Origin of the sequence: Neptuniibacter sp. QD37_6 (assembly GCF_047778085.1) — a bacterium.
GTDB lineage: Bacteria > Pseudomonadota > Gammaproteobacteria > Pseudomonadales > Balneatricaceae > Neptuniibacter.
Map to the genome: position 1 here is coordinate 2475466 of NZ_CP180550.1, position 21492 is coordinate 2496957.

Genomic DNA, 21492 nt, shown 5'->3' on the forward strand with positions numbered 1-21492 from the left:
TCTGACAGCGCACACAGGGGTGAGCTACTGTCAGATTAAATTGGGGAGTTAATCAGCCTTAGTCGAAGATGCTAAGGAACAGCTCCCACTTACTTGGCTTCGCCTTCTTGTGATATTCCTTACGTAGTTCATCCACTGCTTCAAGCTGCTTCTGAACCTGCTTTAGGTTATCCGTCGTCGCAACTGGAATCCCATTTACCAGCTGTTCTACTTTTTTCAAACCTTCAAGAGAGATCACTTTGCGCTCAGGCGAAAAGTCATAAGCCTGCGCGTTTTTTAGATGATCTTTAAAGATATCCATTCGTTGGTTAAAACCCTCTGCCGAGCTACTCACCATCGCTTCTTTATACTGCAGACGCATCTCTTTCATGGTCTGTTTTAAAGTTAGCGGGTTACCTGCACTTACATACCCACTTGTTGTGAACATCACAGCAACTAACAAAGAACTAAATAACGTTTTAAAAGCAGAGAACTTCATAAAAAATCAACCTACATAACATCAAGATATTTACCGAGCAGGTAATATATCAGATCTGACGATTAGGCTGAATCAAAGCGTAGTCATGTTAAACGCGCTTCGAGATCGTGAAGCTTGAATCGGAAAAGTAAAATCCTGCGTCCATGCAGATATTATCTGGTTTAGTACAAGGTATTTTTAACCCTATCTTCGATGATAGCCTCTACCTTTTTTACCTCTTCGGCTGATTTAGACGGATCAATCTGTGCCATTAGAATCTTACCCAAGCTTGGCATGATATTCCGATCAACTCTCGATTCAGCTTCCCATAACTTAGAACGCGTAATCGCTTTAGCACAGTGAAAGTAGATCTCTTTGATAAAGATAACGATGACGGATTTCGGCAACTTACCTTGATGCTCACAGCGCTCTAATACAGAAGCATTCGTAACAATTTTGGCAGTGCCATTAACACGAAGACATTCACTAAACCCAGGCACTAACACCAAAAGTCCAACATGTGGGTTCTCAATAATATTACTTAAGCTATCTAAGCGATTGTTGCCGGGGCGATCTGGGAGAATAATCGTACTGTCATCCCAAATTTGAATAAAACCAGCATGTTCTCCCCTTGGCGAGCAATCCATGTTGCCTTGATTATCCGATGTAGCGAGCAACATAAAAGGCGATAACTCTATGAATTGCTGACTAAATTTATCAAGCTGAGTCTTTTGCTTTTTAATCACTAGCTCCATCGGCAGACCATATAACTCTCTAAGCTTTTCTACCGAATCAATCTGTTCAAATTCCATAATCCCCTCCCCTTAATATCAGATTTAGACTAGGTATCACCATTCATCTTCATCTTGATAGTTGACTAGAATACTATGGAACCATAACATGTAAAAGAAATACATTTAATGCTATATAAAGGTATGCCTATGTCATCTCTACTAAAAAGCCTGTTTAAGAAAGATAAAGACGTTGCTGAAACTGCAACAACAAAAGAAGCATCCGCTGTAGAAGTAGCTGCTAAAGGTGATGGTAACAGTAAAGAATCGAATGAGAAGAAAGGTAAACACGGTCAGCCAGGTGTGTGCTGCGGCTCATGCTCATAAAACTGTACTAACAATGCGGTAACCTCGGTTCCCTTAGCCGAGGTTACACCCTATAAATACGATAGATGCAGCGATAAGACTGCAAGGTACCCTCAGCCTCTTAAAAGAACGCGAGTTAAGATGGACTTGCGATAGAGGTTTTCTGGAATTTGATGTTCTATCTTCGCATGCAGTTCTGGCAATCTTGACCAATGCACACCCTGCTTATGATGATGCGCTGTATGGTAACCAAGGTTTCCAGTTAGGCGATTAAAAAGTGGGTTTAGATTATTGTAGGAAGCTTCAAACTCATTATCTGTATCCAAACCAGAGTGATGTTCATAAGTCACATAGGAGGTAAACAACAAACTGGTAATCATCGGTAAAACAAACAACAACAAGCCCGCAACAGGGTTATACCAAACCAATACCGCAACAATAGCGAAGGTAATTGCGGTATAAGTCAAAAAGGTAGACAACTGCTTAGGATGCTTTTTACCTACTTGATAACCGCGACTATAGGCCGTTAAAGCAACATTCAATGTGTACTCAATAGCCCCCATCTGCTTTCCATCTTTTCGCTTCCAACGACTTTCATCTTTCTCTTGATCAAGAAAGTTAAGGTGATGGCCTAGAACATGGTGTAAACGCCATAAATGCGTCGTTACCCCGGTATGCAAAGCATAAACAAACTCTAATACGCGATTTAGAACGTTATTTCTAAAAGTGAAAAGGTGTTGATGGTGGTGATTCCACGCACAGATCACCCCTTTTGGAATGATCATCAATAGATAGTAAAGCGTCAGCGCAATAGGGTCACTCACTGTAAAGTAAAGTACAAAATCAATTACAGTCAGGCTCAAGATAATCAACACTGGCAAGCAGTCTTCTTTATACCTAAACCCGAGTAAACCACTATCTTTCATAAGAGATATCACGCCGAACTAAAATTGGCTGACAAACATAAAGGAAACAGCCTTAACTGTATATAAGAAATACTAACAACACCGCTGAATAAGCCGGGTTATTGATCTAAGTAAACATTCGACTTTATTAGTTAAAACTGTTCTTCAAGCCACTTAGCGAAGATTCTCACTTGGTGGGCATCTTCAGTATAAGGCGAGAGCCGGTAAGAATAGTTATAACCCTTAAGCCGTGGCATCCCTTTATCTTCAACTAACCAACCTTGCTGACAGGTACTTTCAGCCAGCACATCACTGATCAGTGCATACCCCTGTCCAGCTAACGCTGCTTGTAATGCAAACTGCTCCTGATTAAAGCTACGAGCAGTATAAGTTAATTCATCGAAATGGGGTCTCCATTCAATATTAGCGAGGAAATCATCTTCCCACTCCGTAACAAATATATTGGGATTATCTGCTAGCTGATCTAAGAAATCCTGTCTGGCATAACAAGCTAACTGTTCTTGAGCTAACAGTCGTTCCTGCGGATCATCACTCTCCAAGCCATAGCGTATCGCTATATCAATTCTCCGATCATGCTCTAGCTCCACCAGCGTATTACTCGCACAGATTTCGATCTCGATATCAGGGTATCTTAGATTAAATTCGGTAAGGCGTGGCGCCAGCCATAAACTCGCAAATGAGGTACAGCAAGAGATCGTCACCCTGTTACTCGGTGTTTTAATCTCCTCTAAACACATATGCAATTGATTGAGTACAGAGAGAGAGGTCTCAGCTAACTTCGCCCCTTCAGGCGTGAGCTCAATGCTCCGTACCTTACGTTCAAACAACGTCACATTTAACTGCGTTTCTAAACTTCGAATCTGATGCGACACTGCAGTGGGCGTGACATTAAGCACCTTAGCCGCTTGTTTAAAGCTCAAATATTGCGCAGCAATGGCAAAGGTTTTGATCGCATTTAATGGTGGCAGCTGACCTAACATGATCTATACCCAAACCTATAGATGAATAAAACTTACTTATAAGCAGCAACTATTCGTTTGTCAATCTAGCGACCGGAGCGGGAAAATCAGCCTAAATAAAATATTCACGGAGTTCCCGATGCCAACCATCCTACATATAGATGCCAGCGCACGAGGCTGGCAACCCAACGGCGAAAAACATCAATCTATTTCACGCCATATAGCCCACATTTCAGTAACCACCTTTAAAAAAATGATCCCTAATTGTGAGGTTATTTATCGGGACTTAGCCAAGAAACCACCAGAATTCATCAATGAACAGTGGATTGCGGCATGCTTTTCAGAAGTACCTACAGCTGAACAGAATAAAGCCTTAGAGCAATCCGACCGATACATCAGAGAGATAGAACAAGCAGATATCATTGTGCTCTCATCACCTATGTATAACTACGGCATGCCCGCGGTATTAAAGGCATGGTTTGATCAAATCATACGCATAAATAAAACTTTCTCATTCGATCTAGCTAGAGGTGATTGTCCACTTGAACCTATCCTCAGTGGTAAGCAGCTAATCCTATGCACATCCTGGGGCGAATTTGATTTTGCAAAAGGTAAGGAACGAGCCCACCTAAACCATTTATCACCGCATATTGAGCAGCTCAGTCCTTATCTTGGCGCTGAAAAGTTCCATGAGATCAGCAGTGAGTATCAGGAGTTCTCGGATCAGCGTCATAAAGCATCATTAGAAGCGGCGCAACTTAGAGCTGTCGAACTTGCGCAATCCATAGCCGAAACCTATGCAACGACTATGGTTTAGAGTTTTTTCGAAATAGTTACACCTAATTTTGACCAGCGCCTTTAAACAAGGCGCTTTTTCGGAACAGATACGCCGCCACAACTAAATCAAACGAAATACACATAACGGCATACCACTCAGGTGCAAAGTGTCCACCTGCTCCAACTAGATGCAATCCACCATCCCAAACGGGATGCATTAACCAACCCAGCGCTAAAAAATGAAGTCCAAAGCGTTTAGCCAATAGGTAGAAACTACCATATACCAACACGCCAATGGCTTCGATAAATAACCAAGTCGTACTCGCACTATAGAACACAGCAAAACCTATATAAATTAGCGCAGCAACGACTAGCGCTATACCAAATATATTAATCTGCTCTTGCTCTTCTCTACCTTGTGCGAACTTAATTAAGAGTCCAGCGCCCGCTAAACCGAATATTAGCCACAGAATCGTATCGATATGCTCCATATAGCACTTACCACCAAACGGTTTACATATTAGAAAATCAGCTAAAACTTAGCTTTAAGCTTATTAACAAAAGCTTCTACACGAGTTTTGGAAGCTTTTTCGCTTTTATAAAACGACAGCATCTGGAATTTACAGCCTTTAGTACACGCACCTAACAAAGCTATTTTAAGAACCTTCTTAACCGGTTGACGCAAGATGAACAGATCGACCCACCATGGCGAACCCAGAGTAGTCACCACTTTCACCTCTTTAAGATTATCTAAACGCGGCTGAATAGCGCCCAGATCTTTGGCATGATTGTAAGCGAAACCCGGTGCCCAAACCCGATCAAACCAGCCTTTTAACATTGCCGGAAAACCAAACCACCAAGTAGGAAAGATCAGTACTAGGGATTCAGCTTCTTTCAATTGCTGTATTTGCGCTTTTAATCGAGAGTCATCAAACTGATCTGTATAGTAACTCTGACGCTCATCCTCTTTAAGCGCGGGCTCAAAATCCGATTCGTAAAGGTTGAGTAGCGTAATCTCATAGCCCTTTGCGGTTAAGTGCTTCACCGTTTCATCACAAAAATGATGGCACAAGCTATCCTTCAACGGATGGGTCAGAACTACCAAACACTTCACGTAACTCTCCTTAACTTATTACAGCGATGCGCAAATCCTAGAGCGATCTGGATGTTATTTACAGTCGTTAAAGCACAAGAAAAGCGTTAGAAATAGTGACGGGGAGAGGATAAATTAGAAAAGATATATTCGGTGAGAATAGTGACTTCCAAGAAGGCATTAAAAAACCTTACATTCGGTAATAAACCCGAATGTAAGGTTTCGCTATTTAATCAAAGATTAAACGCGTTCAAAGATTACTGCGATACCCTGACCGCCACCAATACACATAGTTACCAGTGCGTACTTGCCTTCGATACGCTCCAGCTCATAGATAGCCTTAGTTGCAATGAATGCACCAGAACAACCTACAGGGTGACCTAATGCAATTGCACCACCGTTCGGGTTAGTTTTCTGCATATCCAAACCTAGACCTTTAGCAACCGCAATCGCCTGAGCGGCAAACGCTTCGTTAGACTCGATCACATCCATATCATCCAAGCTCAAACCTGCTTTTTCCAAAGCGAGCTTAGTTGCTGGAATTGGGCCTTCACCCATAATCTCGTTAGATACACCCGCCACTGCGTAAGACTTAATCTTAGCGATCGGCTTTTGACCCGCTGCTTCAGCAGCTTCTGCAGAAGCTAGTACGAAGAATGCAGCACCATCGTTAATACCCGATGCGTTACCCGCCGTTACCGTACCGTCTTTCTTAAATGCTGGACGCATGCCTGCCAGTTTCTCAGCCGTTGTGCCTGGCTTGCCGTGTTCATCCGTATCGAAAACAACTTCGCCTTTACGTGTCTTCTGCACGATAGGTACGATCTGAGACTTAAAGCGACCTTCTTCAATCGCAACAGCCGCACGACGTTGAGATTCAGCAGCTAGCTCATCTTGATCTTGACGGCTGATATCCCACTTTTCTGCCAAGTTCTCAGCAGTAATACCCATGTGACCTGCACCAAATGGATCGGTCAGTACAGATACCATAGAATCCAGCATGGTAGTTTCACCCATGCGAGCACCAGAGCGCATCGCTGTGGATAGATAAGCACCGCGAGACATAACCTCTACACCACCACCGATACCGTAATCGCAATCACCTAGCATGATCTGCTGAGCAGTGGTTACAATACCCTGTAAACCAGAAGAACATAGACGGTTAACCGACATCGCTACAGATTCCATCGGCAGGCCTGCCTGAATCGCAGCAACTCGTGCTACATAAGCGTAGCGAGATTCCGTAGGGATACAGTTACCTACAGTCACGTAGTTAATTTTCTCTGGGTCAGCACCTGAACGATTAACCGCTTCCTTCATTACCTGACCTGCCAGCTCAGCCGGCTCCATAGTACTTAGGCTTCCGCCGAATGCACCGATTGCTGAACGTACAGCACTAAGAACTACAACTTCTTTAGTCATGATTGATCATTCCCCATATTGTTATATCGCCCGTAACTTCACGCAGAAATTAACTACCGGCTTATCGTTGTCCCATCTTTTTGAATAAGTGAGCAACAGCTCATTTAGGCAAATCGAATAAACACAATATCACCGTGTTGTGAATAAAAAACAATCAACCATAGGTATAGGGGGCTAATGACTAATGGTTAGCCATTATTATTTGGCTAACCACAAAACAGACATTCAAAAGATATGAATAAAAAGACTTAATCTGTGTTTACAGATAATTGCGCCTAAGAGCGTTTAATACATCTTCAGATTGAAGTTCTTTAAATGCTTCGTTTAACTTTTCGATAGACAGTTTATCTCTACTTTTTTTTGAGATTTGCACCCATGGTGTATTTTCATTAACAACCAAAGGATCGCCAAACAAATTTCTATCTTCATTCAATTGCTTCGCAGCACTCAGAATGGGATCGATTGGCCCTATAATGCCATCAACTCGTCCCCTTTTGAGCATCTTTACACCCTGAGCAAAATCGACTGTGCTGTACTTTCTAATTTCAGGGTCGTTATCAATTTGGGCACTGAACTTTGCCCCTCGTAGATAGGCAATTTCCTTGCCTTTCAAGCTATGCACAGATTCAAACGTTGTTCCCTTCAATCCAATAACCACAGTCTGAAGAGCAGGTAAAGGAGCTACATAGATGACATATTCTTTTAACTCTTCATATTTAAACATGATAGTCATATCAGCCTTACCCGACTTTAACTCCCTGATTATTCGACTATAAGGCGCAACTGAGTTTTCAGGATGATAGCCAGCCTGTTCGACCAACATATTTGCCATCTCATAATAGATACCGCCCGTACTCGACGGGCCTTCAATACCATAAGGGGGAAAGCCAATAGTCCTGATAATAATTGGCTCAAGGCTCTCAGTAGAGAGAGATTTTGACTCTTCTACTAATAACGAGTTCTCAGCTCTAGCGAAGCCCTGAAGGAACAGTAAAAGAGAAAAGAAAATGAATACGTATTTCATACTTTCATTTTAGACCTATTCAAAACGACGCAATATATAGACCCTGTCTAAGTGTTAATTAAATACTGGGTTTCTCAAGTTCCTGAACTAGGTAACTCGCATCTTCAGCTTTTTCCACAAATATCCGGCTTGCATCAGCTAAAGCCTGATTATAAAAATGAGGTCCAACCTCTTTAGCAAAGAAATCGATCAAAAACTCTGCTTCAAAACTACCTATATCCTGATCCAGTTCATCAGCAAAATACCGCTTAATCTTACGCACCATGCGATCTGTTTGATCTTGAGATAGCTTTATATCTTTCATAAGTCCTTTGCTTTCTAGCTAACAACAACTGAGATGAACAATCTTAATCCATCCAAGGGCAATAAGATTTAATATATTGATCCCGCCATACTAACCTGTTACGAAGATTAATAACGCAAATGCATAAAAACATTCCCACAGAGTGACTTTTGCCATTAGCAGAATGACCAAACTAACTGAAAACGATGAAATCGATGATACTAGGGTTCTCGCTGCCATAAACGATTTACCCCAAGTCTATTGGAGCAGCAGAACAACATCTGAAACGTTCTCCAGCCATGATAATTTCCAGCATCAAACTTGAGCAATCACACAGAAAAAAACTAGGTACATGCACTTTATTTGTGCACCTCTCAGCTCATCATGACCAATAGCTAAAAGACTAACAAAAAAATATAGATTTCTTTGTAAATATACATATTTTGAAACAATTATTCTGTTATATTCAAAAACTCTAAAAAATAAATAAACCTATATTTTGCAATGACTTAGCCTTGAAAAGCCATTCGAAAAACAAGGTTTATAAAAATTATAAACTCACAAAAATCACAAGTGCATAATTAAGAATGGGAGCGCATTTAGATGTTGCTAAGCTCACTCAAAATTTCTTCGCGGATAGCCCTGTTAGCAGGGATAAACTTATTACTTATTCTCACCTTAGGTGGTGTTGCTACTTACCAGATGAACAAGATTGGTATCGAGTTAATCGAAGTAGCAGAAGAAGACCTACCAATAACCAATATGCTGTCAAAAGTGGCTCAGCATCAACTAGAGCAAGCCATTCTTTTTGAGCGCAGCCTCTCTTACGCAACCGCAATAAAGTACGGTGACGATCGCTCACAAGAAATGCTGACGACGACAAAGGCATTCCACTCTTTGGCAGATAAAGTTGATCTGGAGTTCAAGCAACTAGAAGAGCTACTTGAGCATGCGATTACCAAAGCACATAGTGCAGAAGCCAAAGAACAATTTGAATCTTTACTGACAACAATTTTGGACATAGACAAAAACCACGCCAAATATGATGAACTGACACTATCACTATTCCAAAAGGTAAAAGATGGTTACGCCGCATCTGCAATTGCTTCAGCCGACCATATTTTTGAACTCGAAGATAAAATCGATCACGAATTGGTAGATGCGCTTGATCAGATTCAAGCCTTTACCCTTGAAGCCACTCAGCGTGCCGAACACGACGAACTTAAAGCACAAAAGCTGATCATGATTATCTTTGTGGTAGCTCTAATTTTAGGCGTATCCCTAGCCTTGCTTATCTCCCGAACCATTACTGGCCCTGTGAGCAATATGCGTGATCGCCTGCAAGAGATCTCTGATGGGGATGGTAACCTGACTGTGCGTCTACCTGTAACAGGTCAAGACGAAACAGCTGAAGCAGCTGCTGCGTTTAACCGCTTGATGGAGAAACTCGGCAACATGGTTAGCACCATCCGCTCTACGTCGACTCAACTGGTGCAACGATCAGAACAATCTATTGTTCTAATGGATACTACTCGTGACCAAGTCGAACAACAAAAGCGTGAAACTGAACAAACCGCCACAGCCGCAGAACAGATGTCGGGTAGTATCACTGAAATTGCGCAATCGACTGACCATGCAGCAGAACTTGGCCGCGATGTACTAGAAAAGGTCCAATCCGGCTCTGGAATCGCTAAGCAAAACCAACAAGCAATCGAACAGCTTAATAGCAATGTCGAAAGCGCATCTATTCAACTGACTTCACTTGCTTCTGAAACTAACCGCATCAGTGAGGTATTGGATGATATCCGCGGAATTGCAGAACAAACTAATCTACTTGCTCTTAACGCCGCGATTGAAGCAGCACGTGCAGGCGAATCTGGCCGTGGCTTTGCGGTCGTAGCTGATGAAGTACGCTCTCTTTCTCAACGTACTCAATCCTCCACAGAAGATATTCAAGAGCTGTTAGAAAACCTTCAATCTGCAACCAATGGTGCTATCTCTGTAATGCAAAAAGGCCAAGAAAACGCAGGTCACTGTATCCAGCAGGCAAATCATACGGCTGCTGAACTAGAAGAAGCATCGGCAGCAGTAGAAGGTATGGCAGCAATGAATACTCAGATTGCAGCAGCGGCTGAAGAACAGTCAGCGGTAGTCAAAGAGATACACGCTAGCCTCTCGAGTATTACTCTTTACGCTAGCAGTACCAATGACAGTGCCAACCAGACCTCTCATATCAACAAAGAAGTGAGTAACGAGCTACTACAACTAAACCACTTAGTATCCGAACTAAGGACTTAAGCAACCTAAGGCTAAAGCCAGATAAACTCTTTTATGAAGTTATCTGGCTTTTAGCTAGTGGCTGCATAGAGTGTTAGTTGAGTTAGCGAAGCGTAACCCAACAATTCAAGAATTTTCTCGACAATAATAATTATGGATACTCACCACGAGTAAGCGCATCCATATACTTATCAAATCGACGGTGGCGAGTTTCAGGCTTTTTAGCACTGCCCAAACCATGCGCTATGACATAACGCCTTGATTTAGTCAGCGTTTCATAAAACGCTTTCGCCTCTAAGTTACTTTCTAGCGCTTGAATAAAATCCTCAGGCACTTCCATTTCGCTGGCGGTATAAGCATTTTCCCAGCGACCATCAGCTTTAGCCGTATTGACCTGGACCATCCCCGTTTCAGTCATACGACCTTCACTAATCAAACGCTCGGCATGATCTCGGTTTCGTTTCGACCACACACTTTTCGCTTTCCTTGGTGTAATCCGTTGCAGGTAAGCTTGTTCATCAATCGACTTTTTAATGCCGTCGATCCACCCCCAACACAGCGACTCAATCACTACATCATCCCAAGTCACGCTCGGAATAGCGCTTTTCTTTTTATAGATATTTACCCATAACTCAGTTTCAGAGGCATGGTTATCTCGCAACCATTGCCCCAACTCTTCAGCGGTAGCAAAGGACTTAACTTTCTTGGGATCAGGTTCGGTCATAGGTAAAGCTCAAATATTGAAGAGTTTTGAAAATCAGGATCTTACGGAGTTTCACTATAGAAGTGAAATAGAGTCTAGACACTGAATTTTACTACCTTCAATACTGCAAACAATGAGTTCAATCAGATAAACATTGAGACTAGATATTAAAAGGAATGAGCTACCTTAAATCGAATATTACGGCTCTAAATCAAGCGCATCTAATACGGCCTTGAGTTCGAAATTATATTGCGCTATTTCAGGGTTATGGGTTTTAGAGAACGACTTAAAGTTAATTTTCTTCCAATTATTTTTTTCAATCAGAGGAGCATAATCTTCAAAATTTTCTTTCGTAATCAAGCTCATATTTGTTTTCATCTTAAGCCCTTCACTATCCATAAAGTCATGGCCGTTCAAAAAATCATAAACAACGACCAACGCCCAAGCGCCCTCCATAAAGTGACCTCCAGCTGTCGCTTGAATTTGGTTAAGGTCAACACCCTCTACGCCTTCTCTAGACCAATCAACACCGCCCACAAGAATGTTTTTCCTATAGTTTGGAGCGAGCGTTGTTAATGCATCAAAAACACCTAAAGCCATACCGTCACTTGCTGTCCACACTGCATCTACATTGGGGTAACGCAGGATAAGCTTATTAAATGTCCTACGTGCACGGCCTCTTTCCCAGTTAGCCCTCACAATTTGGAGCAAATTTGTTTTCGAATATTCTTCAATCGCTCGTTGCAAGCCTCGTTCTCGTTGAATACTGGCTGAGGTACCGTAAGGGCCACTAATCGCAACCATATTCACCGCACCGTCCTCAGAAGATTTACTGCTACGTTGTATCAGGTATTTAGCTAACTCGTAGCCAGCCATTTCATCATCCGGAAGCATTTCACCAATGTAATTTTGAAAATACTGTCTAGGCGATCCTATGGCCTTATCCAGAATAGCTGAATTTTCGATGAGCACAGGCACGCCCGCCTGTTCAGAAAGTTTAAGAATTCTTGCGCCGCTTTCTTTAACGCTAATCGCGATAATTGCGTCGAGTTGAGGAGTTGGAAACAGTAGTTCCCTCGCCTTCTCATGACCTAATAAATGGTCATCATTGGCTTCTATTATGTGTAATTCGACACCCAAATCATCTGCAGCTGCCTGCATAAAACCAACAACAGGCCCGTAAAACATGTCATCTGCCGTTCGAGAGATAAAGTATCCAACTTTGAATGTTTCAGCATAAGTGGCTGGGGCTACTGTGATTAATGATAAGAGCAAGAAAATTAAGCTGAATTTATGTAGTAGCTGGAACATGTCGTGCCTCATATAAAATGAATCACTTCACTGTGAAATGGTGAGGGCTAACCAGCTAAAAAGTAATGAGTTTCGGGTTGGAAGCCCTTAGGGCGTATGGACTTTAATTGGGAGCTAGATAGACAAGATTGAAATGCAGAGTTCATACCTTTCTATTTTGTGAGTCCTTTACAATTACCCATATCAGTTATACGGCCATCTACAACGTTAAGTATTGTGAGTGTAGGCTGGGCTGTCAAAAAATTAAGGAATTAAACAAGGCTCTATTAGTGGCAAGAAACTCTGCCAAAGATAAAGGACGATATCAGGAAAACCTGATAGAGGTAGGTCTGGATCCTCTATCTATACTACTACCGCCTTGTAACTAGTTTTTCATTTTGTCTAAAGAAACTAGACTTAAAAGAAAAGATCGGCTGTATGATCAAACGTTTTTGTATTCTATTAATAGCGCTAACTCCGATTCTCGCCAATGCATGTACTTTGACGATGGGCTATCGCACCAGCGAGAGAATGCCACTTATCCAAAAAGCACCTGATAATTCTGGCCTGTATAACGATCTCTATTCCAAGGCGAGCTCTCTCATTGGTTGCAAGCTGGAAGTAATAAGATTGCAAAAAAAACGCATTCTTCATGCAATGCAGGAAGGTATTATCGACTTTTATCCCGGGTTTAACTTTTCCTTAGATCGCCAACCTTACACTTTTTATATCCAGAACGGTCTGACCACAAGTCTGAAAGTTATCTCACATATTAAAAGCCCTGAAGTAAACCATATAGAGGATATGCGAGGGCACTCAATGTTAGCAGCCAACGGTAACCCTACGTTTGGAGCAGCATCTCATGAGATAACAATACGAGTTATAGAAAACCTAGATTTACCACGTGCACTAGAGATGCTTGAACAAGAGAGAGCTGATTATTACCTTTATCAAAGTAATACTATCCGTTATTACCTTAAAAAATATCCAAATACTAAAATTAAATTACATCCCTGCTGTTCCGCAGAAGAACCTATGTACTTAGGTTTTTCTAAGTTATCTCCACATTATCAACGCGTCGACAACCCTAACTATAAATCTAATTTACCCCTCTCCATCAATAACGATCCTGACATACTCATACCTGATAGTCTGCCCCATAAACTACAAGAAGCATTAAAATTCCTTGATGATTCAGGATTTATCGATCAGCTTGAGAAAAAGTACTATGAATAATATCCATCTCAGCACTGCATGATAAAAATTACGGAGGCCTCCCGTAACCTCATCCTTTCTAAAAGGCTTAGCTGCCCACTGAACTAAGCGTTCACGCTCTAAAATTTCTATTGTTTGGCAATTAAATAGCTAAACTTCTAAGAAGCACTGTGCCTTTAAATGCATGACCAGAGAGGAACCCGTTGTGGAAACTGAAGGTTATCGAATTCAGCTACCCGCTGGCGCTGTGATATTTCAGGAAGGCGAAGCCGGTGACCGCGCCTATATTGTAGATAGTGGTTTAGTTGGCGTTTCTACAAAAGTTAAAGATCGTGATCTTCGTTTTGCCATCGCCCAACACGGCGACATTCTAGGGGAGATGGCTCTGATCGATGATGGCGTACGCACAGCAACGGCCACAGTATTAAGTGATGCTGAGTTGATCGTTATTCCAAAAGAGTACATTCACCGCTTAATTGGTACTGCAGATCCAACCGTCAACTTGCTGATGCAGATCGTACTGCAACGTTATCGAGAGATGAAAGGCCATTTTGATACCGTCTCTGCAGGCGGCTCAATTGACAGCATCGAAGTAAAACCGAAATTAGAAAACGACCGCCTCAAAGAACAAACCGAGATGGCCGTTCGCCGCGTTACTGAAGAGCAACGCTTACGTGAAGCCTTAGATAACAACGAGCTTCGCCTGTTCTACCAACCCATTGTCGATCTACAAACAGGTTTAATACTCGGCTGTGAAGCACTTATCCGCTGGCAAGATCCCGATCGCGGTCTAGTACCGCCTATACAGTTTATCGCCCTAGCCGAAGAAACCGGCCTGATCGAACCGATCGGTCACTGGATCTTTTCCGAAGCTCACCAAGCAGTTAAGGAATTTAACCAGCTTGCTGATAAAGCTAATCCATTCTTTGTCAGCGTAAACCTCTCTAGTCGACAAATAGAGACCGATGCACAAGTTGAAGCACTAACCGATCATCTGTTGGATAACGATATAGAGCTGACTCATCTCAAACTTGAAATCACCGAGACCCTATTGATGTCAGATCCACTGCGCATCTCGCAGGTACTGACAGATTTCAAACGTTTTGGCTGTAAGATCGCATTGGACGACTTCGGTACCGGCTATTCCAGTTTCAGCTACCTTCACCGCTTCCCAATCGACAGCATCAAGATCGACCGCTCGTTTGTCTCCACTATGGCCGAAAACCCAACCAGTAAAGCCATTGTTCGTACGCTTTGTACTTTGGCTGAATCTTTGGAGATGAGCACCATCGCAGAAGGGGTTGAAGAGGAAAAAGACCAAACCATGCTACAGGCCTTTAATTGTGATTTTGGACAAGGTTATTACTACTCAAAACCTATCCCTAAAGATGAATTTATTGTCTTAATTCAGAAACAGCTCGGGCGCTAACTAAATCAGGCTGAATACGACCTATGAACAAACATCTGAATAAAGCGATTCTGCGTTGCAAATCAGTGATCTCTCTACCAGAGATCTATCAAAAGATCACAGTAAAGATTGATCAAGCAACGACAACCAATAATGAGTTAGCAGAAATCATAAAACTGGATGCAGGTATCTCTACCAAACTACTAGCAATTGTGAACAGCTCCTTCTATGGCTTCCCAAGTCAGATTTCCACCATCTCCCATGCGATATCACTGGTCGGCCTAAAGGACTTTCAAAACCTTGTTCTCGGCTCCAGCGTGGTGAAACAGTTTGAAGATGTTCGAGCTACAGGCTTTCCCATCAACGAATTCTGGGACTATAGCCTACATGTAGCCATTGCTGCTAAAACACTCGGAAAACACTGGGCAAACCGAAAGGAACAAGAAGAGCTATTTATCGCAGGCCTGCTGCACGATGTCGGTAAACTCGTTATAGCCCAAGCCTGTAAAGATCAGTTAGAAGAGATACAAAAGATCTGGCCAAACCAAATGCCACTACAGGAACAGGATTTTATCGGATTTGATCATACCGAAGCCGGTGCCGAATTGATCCGCTCCTGGAACCTACCCGAGCTTCTATCTACCGCGGTAAAACAACATCACGAACTGGATCAAACTAATCCGCCAGAACCGACTGTTCTCTGCGTTTATATGGCTAATGCTATGGCCTACGGTGACGAAGAAAAAATCAAAGCATCGCTAGAATTATGCAATCAGTATGTGGAAAACCCGGTTACAGAAGAAGCTCTGTTAGAGATGCAGGAAGCGGTCACTGAAGAGAAGAAATCTCTGATTGGGGTTTATCTGTCGAGTTAGTCATCTTTTAAAGTGGGATCAGATTTCTTTTGCAACAATTTGGATTAGAGGGGTCAGCTTAGAATCAATTTTCATGTGCAGCCCTAATATTATAGGTACTTAAAATCGTGCTAATTTCGCCTTTCTCTTTTAAGTAGCGAATACTGTCATTTAGCTTATCCACTAACTCTTTACTCGTATTTTCCTTCGAGAATCCGATGTAATAATTGATCTGCTCAACACCCAATGAATACTCAGCACCATCAATTTCTAATGCTTTAATCTGGTATTCACCCAAATCTCTGTTCAAGTAAACGGCATCAATTCTTTTAGCCACCAGCTTCTTTAGATTCTGACCGTTACTATTGGGTAGCATTTTCACATTAATGGGTTCGAGGCCCTTTTCCTCTATGTCTTCACTTAAACGCTCAAGTGAATAAGAGGTATTTGAAGGCCCAAAAACACCTACCTTCATTCCCGAAAATGACTCGATAGAGTTGTATTCTTTAGCCTCATTTATGCGGGTAAAGAACCCGTATTCAGTACTCATCAACGGTAGGGACCAATGTAACCATTTATCTCTTTCCTCGTTCCAGCCAAGAGGAAAGTTGGCATTAACGTAGCCTTCCTTTAAGAGGGCCTTCGATCTCCGATTCGGATGTAGAAGGATCTCTATTTCAATCTCAGAATGAACTGAAATTTTCTCTACGATTTCAACAAAAGGTCCTGAAATTCTGCCTTGTTCAACTGTGGTAAATGGCGGGAAATCCTGAACACTGATCGTTAACTTATCCGAGATGGCATTCGCTGAGAAAAGCAAGAATAGACATAAGACTGCATATTTTTTCAAAAGCATAACTGACCCTAAACTAGCGGTATCAACTGTATGTTGGTGATCTAGCAAAACAGTAAAATCAGTACATTCCCCCTGATCGATCCCCAAACATATTTGATTAAACTTTGGCGATAAACACCTAATTTCAGGATAGACGATAACTTAGGGTGGATTATATTTTTGCCCCACTTGATAAAGACACATAACTGACCACTAAGCTACCTATAAGGCATTATCCCTTACTCTATTCTGATTTATCCTGCCCAGCTTTCCTCAAACCAGCGTTCTAAAAAGCTAATACACAGCTTAATTTTAGGTGGCGTCAGTCGCCTAGCAGGATACATGGCATATAGGGTTAAACGTGGTCTTTCTACGTTACTAAGTAGCTCCACAACCTGCCCTTCGCGAATTGCATTTCCAGCAATAAAATCAGGAATGAAACCGATACCTAAGCCACCTTTCACGACATCAAGCATAAAAGGCGTGCTGTTCACGCGTAGATTGCCACCGACCTTTACGCCCTCACCAAGCGGCCAGATATCCTGACCTCTGAAATAGCTATAGATAAAACAGTTATGTTCCGACAGCTCTTCAACCGTCGTAATTGGGCCCTGTTCTTTTAAGTAGTCTTCAGATGCACACACCTTATAGCTAAATTCCATTAGCGGCTTACCGACATAACCGGAGTCAAACGCACGGCTTGCGGCTCTGAAGCCAAGATCAAATCCATTTTCAATCAGATCAACGGGCGCATCATCAAGATGGATATCCAATTCGATGTCAGGATACTCACGCATAAAGTCTGCAAAGACTTGGCTTAGATGCGAGATACCCAATGCCATGGGAGCATTAATTTTTAACTTCCCACGGGGCAAATCTTGCGCCCCTTGGACAAAGCTTTCAGCGTCATCAATGCGCTCTAAAATCTCATGACAATGGCGCAAATACCCCTCTCCTATAGTGGTTAGCTGCAACGATCGGGTAGATCGGTGAATTAACCGCGCGCCGATTTCAGTCTCTAGCCGACTGATCTCTTTACTCACCATCGACTTAGACAAGCCAAGCTCTTCGGCGACTTCAGTAAAGCTCCCCCGCTCTGCTAAGCGAATGAACAGCGACATTGCCCTAAGTTTATCCATAGTAGTTTCCAATATGTAAACAGTACGTTCATATTGTAGATATATATGAAACCTAGCAAGTCATTTATTCTGATTCTGTCTTTTACGATCTGACCTAATCAGGAGAAACCTATGTACACCTTGTATTACCTGCCAAACGCCTGCTCACTCGCGACGCTGACTGTTTTGTTAGAGATGGATGAGCCTGTCAGCCTGATTAACAAAAATAAGGTTACTGACTTCTCAGCGATAAACCCTGTGGGTAACGTCCCCGTACTCATCGATGAAGGTAAAACGCTGAAGGAAGGTGCAGCCATCATGCTTTACCTATTGCGCTCTAAAGCCAACCAGCTTTTTCCTCAAGACAAAAATGACCAGCAAAAAGCGATTCAAGACATTATGTTTGCCAATGCGACAATGCATCCCGCCTACGGCAGACTATTCTTTATCTCCCAAAATATGACCGAAGGACCTGAGAAAGATAAAGCCTTAAACGCCGCCGCTAACGCCATCAACAGCCTATGGGAATCGGTAGAAGTTCAACTAGAAAACCACAGCTATCTCGGCGGAGAATCCGTTTCAGCAGCTGATATTATGCTGGCCGTTTATTCACGTTGGAGTGAGTATTTTCCAGTTAAGATCAAACTGGGTTCACGTACCACAGCTATGCTAAACAGCGTTATGGAAAGACCGACCTTTAAGCAAGCCCTGCTGATGGAGGCCGAAAATGACAACTAACCCTGCAATAGATGATGACTTCGTGATGATTCATACCATCATCAATAGCTATTTTACCGGTTTGTATCAGGGCAATAGCAGCCAACTGAAAGCGATCTTTCACCCAACGGCCATGCTAAAAACCCCAGGTAATTACCGCTCTCTAGAACGCTGGCTTAAAGATGTCGAAACCCGAGCAACTCCTGAGGCACTTGGACAACCATTTAACTTTAAGGTCCTGTCCATCGAGATCATGCACGATCAAGCAATGGTCAAACTGGAATGCCCATTATTCGATTATTTCTATATCGATTTTTTAGGCTTACTAAAGGAACAAGGCCGCTGGTTAATCGTGAACAAGATGTATACGGACATAACCAAACAACCAACGTAGCTGCCGTATGAAGCACCTACACAGAGAATGTTCTGACCAGCAACTCATCAGCAAGAGTACCCAAAATGCCATACGTAAATATCAAAATCACCGATGAAGGCGTGACCCAAGCCGAGAAAAAGGCCCTGATCCAAGGCACCACAAAGCTATTACAAGAAGTCCTAAACAAAGACCCTCAATCAACCTTTGTTGTCATCGACGAAGTACAAACAGACAACTGGGGAATCGGCTACGAGACTGTCACTGAGAGAAGAAAGAGATAGTCGGGTTCATTAGAACTCCAAAACAATAAAACCGGCATATAGCCGGTTTTATTATTGATGGCACTCAGTTGGATGCTTAAGAACTGAGTTAAAATTAACTCTGCCCCCAATTGTCCTTTATCCTTTTGATAAAGTAAGAGTCCCATTTATTCTTCCACCTACATTTTCGTTCATAGGTTCTGATACTTCCGCTTCCTGCATGTCAAAATAATCCATAATTTTGGATATCCATACAGGCTTAGTTTTTGAAATATGGCCGGCATATTTATTCGCAAACCTCATTTTATTATCATCTTTTGAAAAGAAATCTTTCAAAACTTTAAACTGAGATTTTTTAAGATCAAAAGCTTGACAAGAAGAGTAACTCAAGTCATCCACGTCCATTTCGTGTAATAAATTATCTATCTCTTCATACTGACTTCGAAATTCTTTAAGAGTTTTAAGAAAAACATGACCTTCCAATGCATCTTCGATTACTGTTACCGGACTTGCCCTCTTATCAGTAACTCTAACTAGATCAACATGTTTATCTATACATAGTAATCTCATAGCTGACAAATTATTACAGCCATCTGAACTGAAGTTAGTCATCACATCATCAGTATCTACAACACATAGAACTTTACCTTTATTCTTTAACTCCCTATCAATATCATTAATAGCAATAAACATATATTCAAATAGCTTTTTAACTTGATTTGCCCCACCTAAAGGAATAACTTTCAATCTTTCATCATCAATGTAGTTTTCAATATATACTTTATCAGTTGAACCTTCACAAATAATCCAATTAAAAAAGTCTTCAGATTTAATTGAATGATATATAGACTGAACAAGGTCATTCATACTTTTAAGGTCTATCGATTTTGGAATCACCCTATCTTTCTGATTCCTATGCTTTATACTTTCTTTATAGTTATATAGAGGGATAATAGAAGTAGTTATCATATCGTCCCTTTCCAAGTGAATAGCATTACCGATCGAAACTATTGGCATAAACCCATACCAATGAGTAGCTACCATTATCTGGCTACCTTCTTTCGCCATACGCTGTATTTTTTGGTACTGCTCAAAACATGATCCAACATCTAATGAAGCCTCAGGCTCATCAAAAGCAATTATTACACTCTTTGCTCTAACTGCATCTTGTTCGATAAAGGACGATGCCAAGTCAACTAATGACTTCCTCTTTTCACCAGAACTTAAGTTTTTAACTTCAATATCACCCTGATCTGAAATTTTGTTCAAAACTCGAGTTGCAAAAAAAGCTTCGACTACCTTTTCCCTAACATCTTCCTTTGTTAGATATCCATCTTTGCCTGGAAGCCTTTTATATCTATATCCGTCTAGCATCCCTTCTATTTCATCAAGAAAAGTATGTAATCCTTTATTAATCTCAGCTATCAAAGGTGGCGGGAAATGTTCTGCTATTTTCACAGAAAGTTCTTTCCCCATAAGTTTCTGAATCCCTGTGCTTTCAAGCCTTGTAAATTCAGCAGCATTAACTTCTGCAGGTATGTATATATAAGCCAGTTTAGACAATACATCTTCAGAATATAAATTTCGATCTTTCCTTACGGCTTTCTCTAAAGACTTTTCATCTTTATTATCTTTTCTTATCTGAGTATCAATAAGCTTAGATATATCTTTATCAAAAACAGTAAAAAACGAATCATCCATTTCGCTTTGCTTACCTGCGACTGCCAAATAAAAATTATCATTTTCTAGGTTAGAAAGCACTTCATCTCTATGTCTTATAAAATCTTCTACTATTTGCCTCTGTGAAGTATTAAATTTATCAGGTGATATATTTCTTAAGTAATCATCAACAACTTCATATTTTTTCTTTACTAAATGATCCTTTTTTATTTTCTGAAAAGAATCTTTTCTAATTAGGAAAATTCCTACCACATGAGCTGGAGAACCACTTCTTTTACCCTGATTATTTATATTCCATTCCGCTCTATTAAATAAACAATTAAGGCTTTCTAAAATAGAGCTTTTACCAGCCCCGTTCTCACCTATTAGTGCTGAAAACCTCTCACCCTGGCTCAAGGGTATATACTTATTCCCTTTAAAAGTTTTAAAATAACTAATAAAAACAGACACTAACATATCAACTTCCCTTTTAAGCCTATAAGCCTTTTTGTAATTTTTATAACAGCGAAATTTCCTCGATTCCTTAAACCGAGATCTTGCTCAACTAGATTTAAATATTCTTCTGATAGTATCCCGCGGAGCAATCCATTTAAAAACCATAAAAAACAGTGGTTTACTACATTAATTGCTTATCCTTTGATCTAAATTCTTATACTTCAGTAGATACCTGCCTCCACTGGTAAGACGTTTTACCTCACACACAAAAAAAACCGGCATAAAA

At 41.4% G+C, this 21492-nt stretch carries 23 protein-coding genes; 9 read left to right on the forward strand and 14 right to left on the reverse strand.

Annotated features, from left to right (window positions below; all coding sequences use genetic code 11):
- Positions 1-58: 58 nt before the first annotated feature.
- Both ACMXYO_RS11810 and ACMXYO_RS11815 read right to left on the reverse strand, forming a co-directional pair.
- Complete coding sequence (locus ACMXYO_RS11810; RefSeq protein WP_415885305.1) at positions 59-478, reverse strand: cytochrome b562; 420 nt, start codon at positions 476-478, stop codon at positions 59-61.
- 161 nt (positions 479-639) lie between these two features.
- Positions 640-1269 carry a pyridoxamine 5'-phosphate oxidase family protein gene (locus ACMXYO_RS11815; protein ID WP_415885306.1) on the reverse strand — a complete coding sequence of 210 codons (630 nt, stop codon included), beginning with the start codon at positions 1267-1269 and terminating at the stop codon, positions 640-642.
- A 129-nt stretch (positions 1270-1398) separates the two neighbouring features.
- On the opposite strand from ACMXYO_RS11815, the gene ACMXYO_RS11820 reads away from it, so the two are divergent.
- Complete coding sequence (locus ACMXYO_RS11820) at positions 1399-1575, forward strand: CCGSCS motif protein (RefSeq protein ID WP_415885307.1); 177 nt, start codon at positions 1399-1401, stop codon at positions 1573-1575.
- Between the two features lie 92 nt (positions 1576-1667).
- Here ACMXYO_RS11820 and ACMXYO_RS11825 read toward each other — a convergent pair whose 3' ends face one another.
- Together ACMXYO_RS11825 and ACMXYO_RS11830 are read right to left on the reverse strand one after the other, a co-directional pair.
- Positions 1668-2480 carry a fatty acid desaturase gene (locus tag ACMXYO_RS11825; RefSeq protein WP_415885308.1) on the reverse strand — a complete coding sequence of 271 codons (813 nt, stop codon included), beginning with the start codon at positions 2478-2480 and terminating at the stop codon, positions 1668-1670.
- Between the two features lie 131 nt (positions 2481-2611).
- Positions 2612-3460 carry a LysR substrate-binding domain-containing protein gene (locus ACMXYO_RS11830; protein ID WP_415885309.1) on the reverse strand — a complete coding sequence of 283 codons (849 nt, stop codon included), beginning with the start codon at positions 3458-3460 and terminating at the stop codon, positions 2612-2614.
- Between the two features lie 118 nt (positions 3461-3578).
- Here ACMXYO_RS11830 and ACMXYO_RS11835 point away from each other — a divergent pair, with 118 nt between their 5' ends.
- Complete coding sequence (locus ACMXYO_RS11835) at positions 3579-4256, forward strand: FMN-dependent NADH-azoreductase (RefSeq protein ID WP_415885310.1); 678 nt, start codon at positions 3579-3581, stop codon at positions 4254-4256.
- Positions 4257-4278: 22 nt separating this feature from the next.
- Here ACMXYO_RS11835 and ACMXYO_RS11840 read toward each other — a convergent pair whose 3' ends face one another.
- The 5 genes from ACMXYO_RS11840 to ACMXYO_RS11860 form a co-directional block, all read right to left on the reverse strand.
- A complete protein-coding gene (locus ACMXYO_RS11840; protein WP_415885311.1) occupies positions 4279-4707 on the reverse strand; it encodes a DUF6010 family protein in 429 nt (142 codons plus the stop codon).
- 41 nt (positions 4708-4748) lie between these two features.
- Entirely contained in the window at positions 4749-5330 is a 582-nt protein-coding gene (locus tag ACMXYO_RS11845) for an NAD(P)H-dependent oxidoreductase (protein WP_415885312.1), read from the reverse strand.
- A gap of 219 nt (positions 5331-5549) precedes the next feature.
- Positions 5550-6731, reverse strand: coding sequence for an acetyl-CoA C-acyltransferase family protein (locus ACMXYO_RS11850; RefSeq protein ID WP_415885313.1), 1182 nt, complete (start codon positions 6729-6731; stop codon positions 5550-5552).
- 259 nt (positions 6732-6990) lie between these two features.
- A complete protein-coding gene (locus ACMXYO_RS11855) occupies positions 6991-7755 on the reverse strand; it encodes a substrate-binding periplasmic protein (protein WP_415885314.1) in 765 nt (254 codons plus the stop codon).
- Positions 7756-7813: 58 nt separating this feature from the next.
- Complete coding sequence (locus tag ACMXYO_RS11860; protein ID WP_415885315.1) at positions 7814-8059, reverse strand: DUF2164 domain-containing protein; 246 nt, start codon at positions 8057-8059, stop codon at positions 7814-7816.
- Positions 8060-8641: 582 nt separating this feature from the next.
- Between ACMXYO_RS11860 and ACMXYO_RS11865 the strand changes: the two genes are divergently transcribed.
- Positions 8642-10336, forward strand: coding sequence for a methyl-accepting chemotaxis protein (locus ACMXYO_RS11865; RefSeq protein ID WP_415885316.1), 1695 nt, complete (start codon positions 8642-8644; stop codon positions 10334-10336).
- Between the two features lie 130 nt (positions 10337-10466).
- Here ACMXYO_RS11865 and ACMXYO_RS11870 read toward each other — a convergent pair whose 3' ends face one another.
- Entirely contained in the window at positions 10467-11039 is a 573-nt protein-coding gene (locus ACMXYO_RS11870; protein ID WP_415885317.1) for a YdeI/OmpD-associated family protein, read from the reverse strand.
- 177 nt (positions 11040-11216) lie between these two features.
- Positions 11217-12329: an ABC transporter substrate-binding protein gene (locus ACMXYO_RS11875; protein WP_415885318.1), complete on the reverse strand. Its 1113-nt coding sequence runs from the start codon at positions 12327-12329 to the stop codon at positions 11217-11219.
- A gap of 417 nt (positions 12330-12746) precedes the next feature.
- Here ACMXYO_RS11875 and ACMXYO_RS11880 point away from each other — a divergent pair, with 417 nt between their 5' ends.
- The 3 genes from ACMXYO_RS11880 (at position 12747) to ACMXYO_RS11890 (ending at position 15806) form a co-directional block, all read left to right on the forward strand.
- Positions 12747-13544, forward strand: coding sequence for a substrate-binding periplasmic protein (locus ACMXYO_RS11880; protein ID WP_415885319.1), 798 nt, complete (start codon positions 12747-12749; stop codon positions 13542-13544).
- A gap of 184 nt (positions 13545-13728) precedes the next feature.
- Entirely contained in the window at positions 13729-14952 is a 1224-nt protein-coding gene (locus ACMXYO_RS11885; RefSeq protein WP_415885320.1) for an EAL domain-containing protein, read from the forward strand.
- A gap of 23 nt (positions 14953-14975) precedes the next feature.
- Positions 14976-15806 carry an HDOD domain-containing protein gene (locus ACMXYO_RS11890; RefSeq protein WP_415885321.1) on the forward strand — a complete coding sequence of 277 codons (831 nt, stop codon included), beginning with the start codon at positions 14976-14978 and terminating at the stop codon, positions 15804-15806.
- A 64-nt stretch (positions 15807-15870) separates the two neighbouring features.
- Here the strand turns inward: ACMXYO_RS11890 and ACMXYO_RS11895 are convergent, their stop codons facing one another.
- Both ACMXYO_RS11895 and ACMXYO_RS11900 read right to left on the reverse strand, forming a co-directional pair.
- Positions 15871-16641 (reverse strand): substrate-binding periplasmic protein, encoded by a 771-nt coding sequence (locus ACMXYO_RS11895; protein WP_415885322.1) that lies wholly within the window; start codon positions 16639-16641, stop codon positions 15871-15873.
- A 233-nt stretch (positions 16642-16874) separates the two neighbouring features.
- Entirely contained in the window at positions 16875-17759 is an 885-nt protein-coding gene (locus ACMXYO_RS11900; protein ID WP_415885323.1) for a LysR family transcriptional regulator, read from the reverse strand.
- Between the two features lie 111 nt (positions 17760-17870).
- Between ACMXYO_RS11900 and ACMXYO_RS11905 the strand changes: the two genes are divergently transcribed.
- The 3 genes from ACMXYO_RS11905 to ACMXYO_RS11915 all read left to right on the forward strand — a co-directional run bounded on the left by ACMXYO_RS11905 (position 17871) and on the right by ACMXYO_RS11915 (position 19112).
- Positions 17871-18476 carry a glutathione S-transferase family protein gene (locus ACMXYO_RS11905; RefSeq protein ID WP_415885324.1) on the forward strand — a complete coding sequence of 202 codons (606 nt, stop codon included), beginning with the start codon at positions 17871-17873 and terminating at the stop codon, positions 18474-18476.
- Positions 18466-18849, forward strand: a complete 384-nt coding sequence (locus ACMXYO_RS11910; protein WP_415885325.1) for a nuclear transport factor 2 family protein — start codon at positions 18466-18468, stop codon at positions 18847-18849. The genes ACMXYO_RS11905 and ACMXYO_RS11910 overlap by 11 nt, the downstream gene beginning before the upstream one ends.
- 65 nt (positions 18850-18914) lie before the next feature.
- Entirely contained in the window at positions 18915-19112 is a 198-nt protein-coding gene (locus ACMXYO_RS11915) for a tautomerase family protein (protein ID WP_415885326.1), read from the forward strand.
- Positions 19113-19229: 117 nt separating this feature from the next.
- Here ACMXYO_RS11915 and ACMXYO_RS11920 read toward each other — a convergent pair whose 3' ends face one another.
- The gene (locus ACMXYO_RS11920) at positions 19230-21227 is read right to left on the reverse strand and encodes an AAA family ATPase (RefSeq protein WP_415885327.1); all 1998 of its coding nucleotides are present in this window, start codon (positions 21225-21227) and stop codon (positions 19230-19232) included.
- Positions 21228-21492 lie beyond the last annotated feature (265 nt).

Coding starts and splice junctions, on each gene's coding strand:
- ACMXYO_RS11915 (WP_415885326.1), top strand. CDS start 18,915: ATGCCATACGTAAATATCAAAATCACCGATGAAGGCGTGACCCAAGCC.
- ACMXYO_RS11895 (WP_415885322.1), bottom strand. CDS start 16,641: ATGCTTTTGAAAAAATATGCAGTCTTATGTCTATTCTTGCTTTTCTCA.
- ACMXYO_RS11840 (WP_415885311.1), bottom strand. CDS start 4,707: ATGGAGCATATCGATACGATTCTGTGGCTAATATTCGGTTTAGCGGGC.
- ACMXYO_RS11890 (WP_415885321.1), top strand. CDS start 14,976: ATGAACAAACATCTGAATAAAGCGATTCTGCGTTGCAAATCAGTGATC.
- ACMXYO_RS11815 (WP_415885306.1), bottom strand. CDS start 1,269: ATGGAATTTGAACAGATTGATTCGGTAGAAAAGCTTAGAGAGTTATAT.
- ACMXYO_RS11905 (WP_415885324.1), top strand. CDS start 17,871: ATGTACACCTTGTATTACCTGCCAAACGCCTGCTCACTCGCGACGCTG.
- ACMXYO_RS11835 (WP_415885310.1), top strand. CDS start 3,579: ATGCCAACCATCCTACATATAGATGCCAGCGCACGAGGCTGGCAACCC.
- ACMXYO_RS11860 (WP_415885315.1), bottom strand. CDS start 8,059: ATGAAAGATATAAAGCTATCTCAAGATCAAACAGATCGCATGGTGCGT.
- ACMXYO_RS11870 (WP_415885317.1), bottom strand. CDS start 11,039: ATGACCGAACCTGATCCCAAGAAAGTTAAGTCCTTTGCTACCGCTGAA.
- ACMXYO_RS11910 (WP_415885325.1), top strand. CDS start 18,466: ATGACAACTAACCCTGCAATAGATGATGACTTCGTGATGATTCATACC.
- ACMXYO_RS11875 (WP_415885318.1), bottom strand. CDS start 12,329: ATGTTCCAGCTACTACATAAATTCAGCTTAATTTTCTTGCTCTTATCA.
- ACMXYO_RS11850 (WP_415885313.1), bottom strand. CDS start 6,731: ATGACTAAAGAAGTTGTAGTTCTTAGTGCTGTACGTTCAGCAATCGGT.
- ACMXYO_RS11825 (WP_415885308.1), bottom strand. CDS start 2,480: ATGAAAGATAGTGGTTTACTCGGGTTTAGGTATAAAGAAGACTGCTTG.
- ACMXYO_RS11865 (WP_415885316.1), top strand. CDS start 8,642: ATGTTGCTAAGCTCACTCAAAATTTCTTCGCGGATAGCCCTGTTAGCA.
- ACMXYO_RS11820 (WP_415885307.1), top strand. CDS start 1,399: ATGTCATCTCTACTAAAAAGCCTGTTTAAGAAAGATAAAGACGTTGCT.
- ACMXYO_RS11880 (WP_415885319.1), top strand. CDS start 12,747: ATGATCAAACGTTTTTGTATTCTATTAATAGCGCTAACTCCGATTCTC.
- ACMXYO_RS11900 (WP_415885323.1), bottom strand. CDS start 17,759: ATGGATAAACTTAGGGCAATGTCGCTGTTCATTCGCTTAGCAGAGCGG.
- ACMXYO_RS11830 (WP_415885309.1), bottom strand. CDS start 3,460: ATGTTAGGTCAGCTGCCACCATTAAATGCGATCAAAACCTTTGCCATT.
- ACMXYO_RS11920 (WP_415885327.1), bottom strand. CDS start 21,227: ATGTTAGTGTCTGTTTTTATTAGTTATTTTAAAACTTTTAAAGGGAAT.
- ACMXYO_RS11855 (WP_415885314.1), bottom strand. CDS start 7,755: ATGAAATACGTATTCATTTTCTTTTCTCTTTTACTGTTCCTTCAGGGC.
- ACMXYO_RS11810 (WP_415885305.1), bottom strand. CDS start 478: ATGAAGTTCTCTGCTTTTAAAACGTTATTTAGTTCTTTGTTAGTTGCT.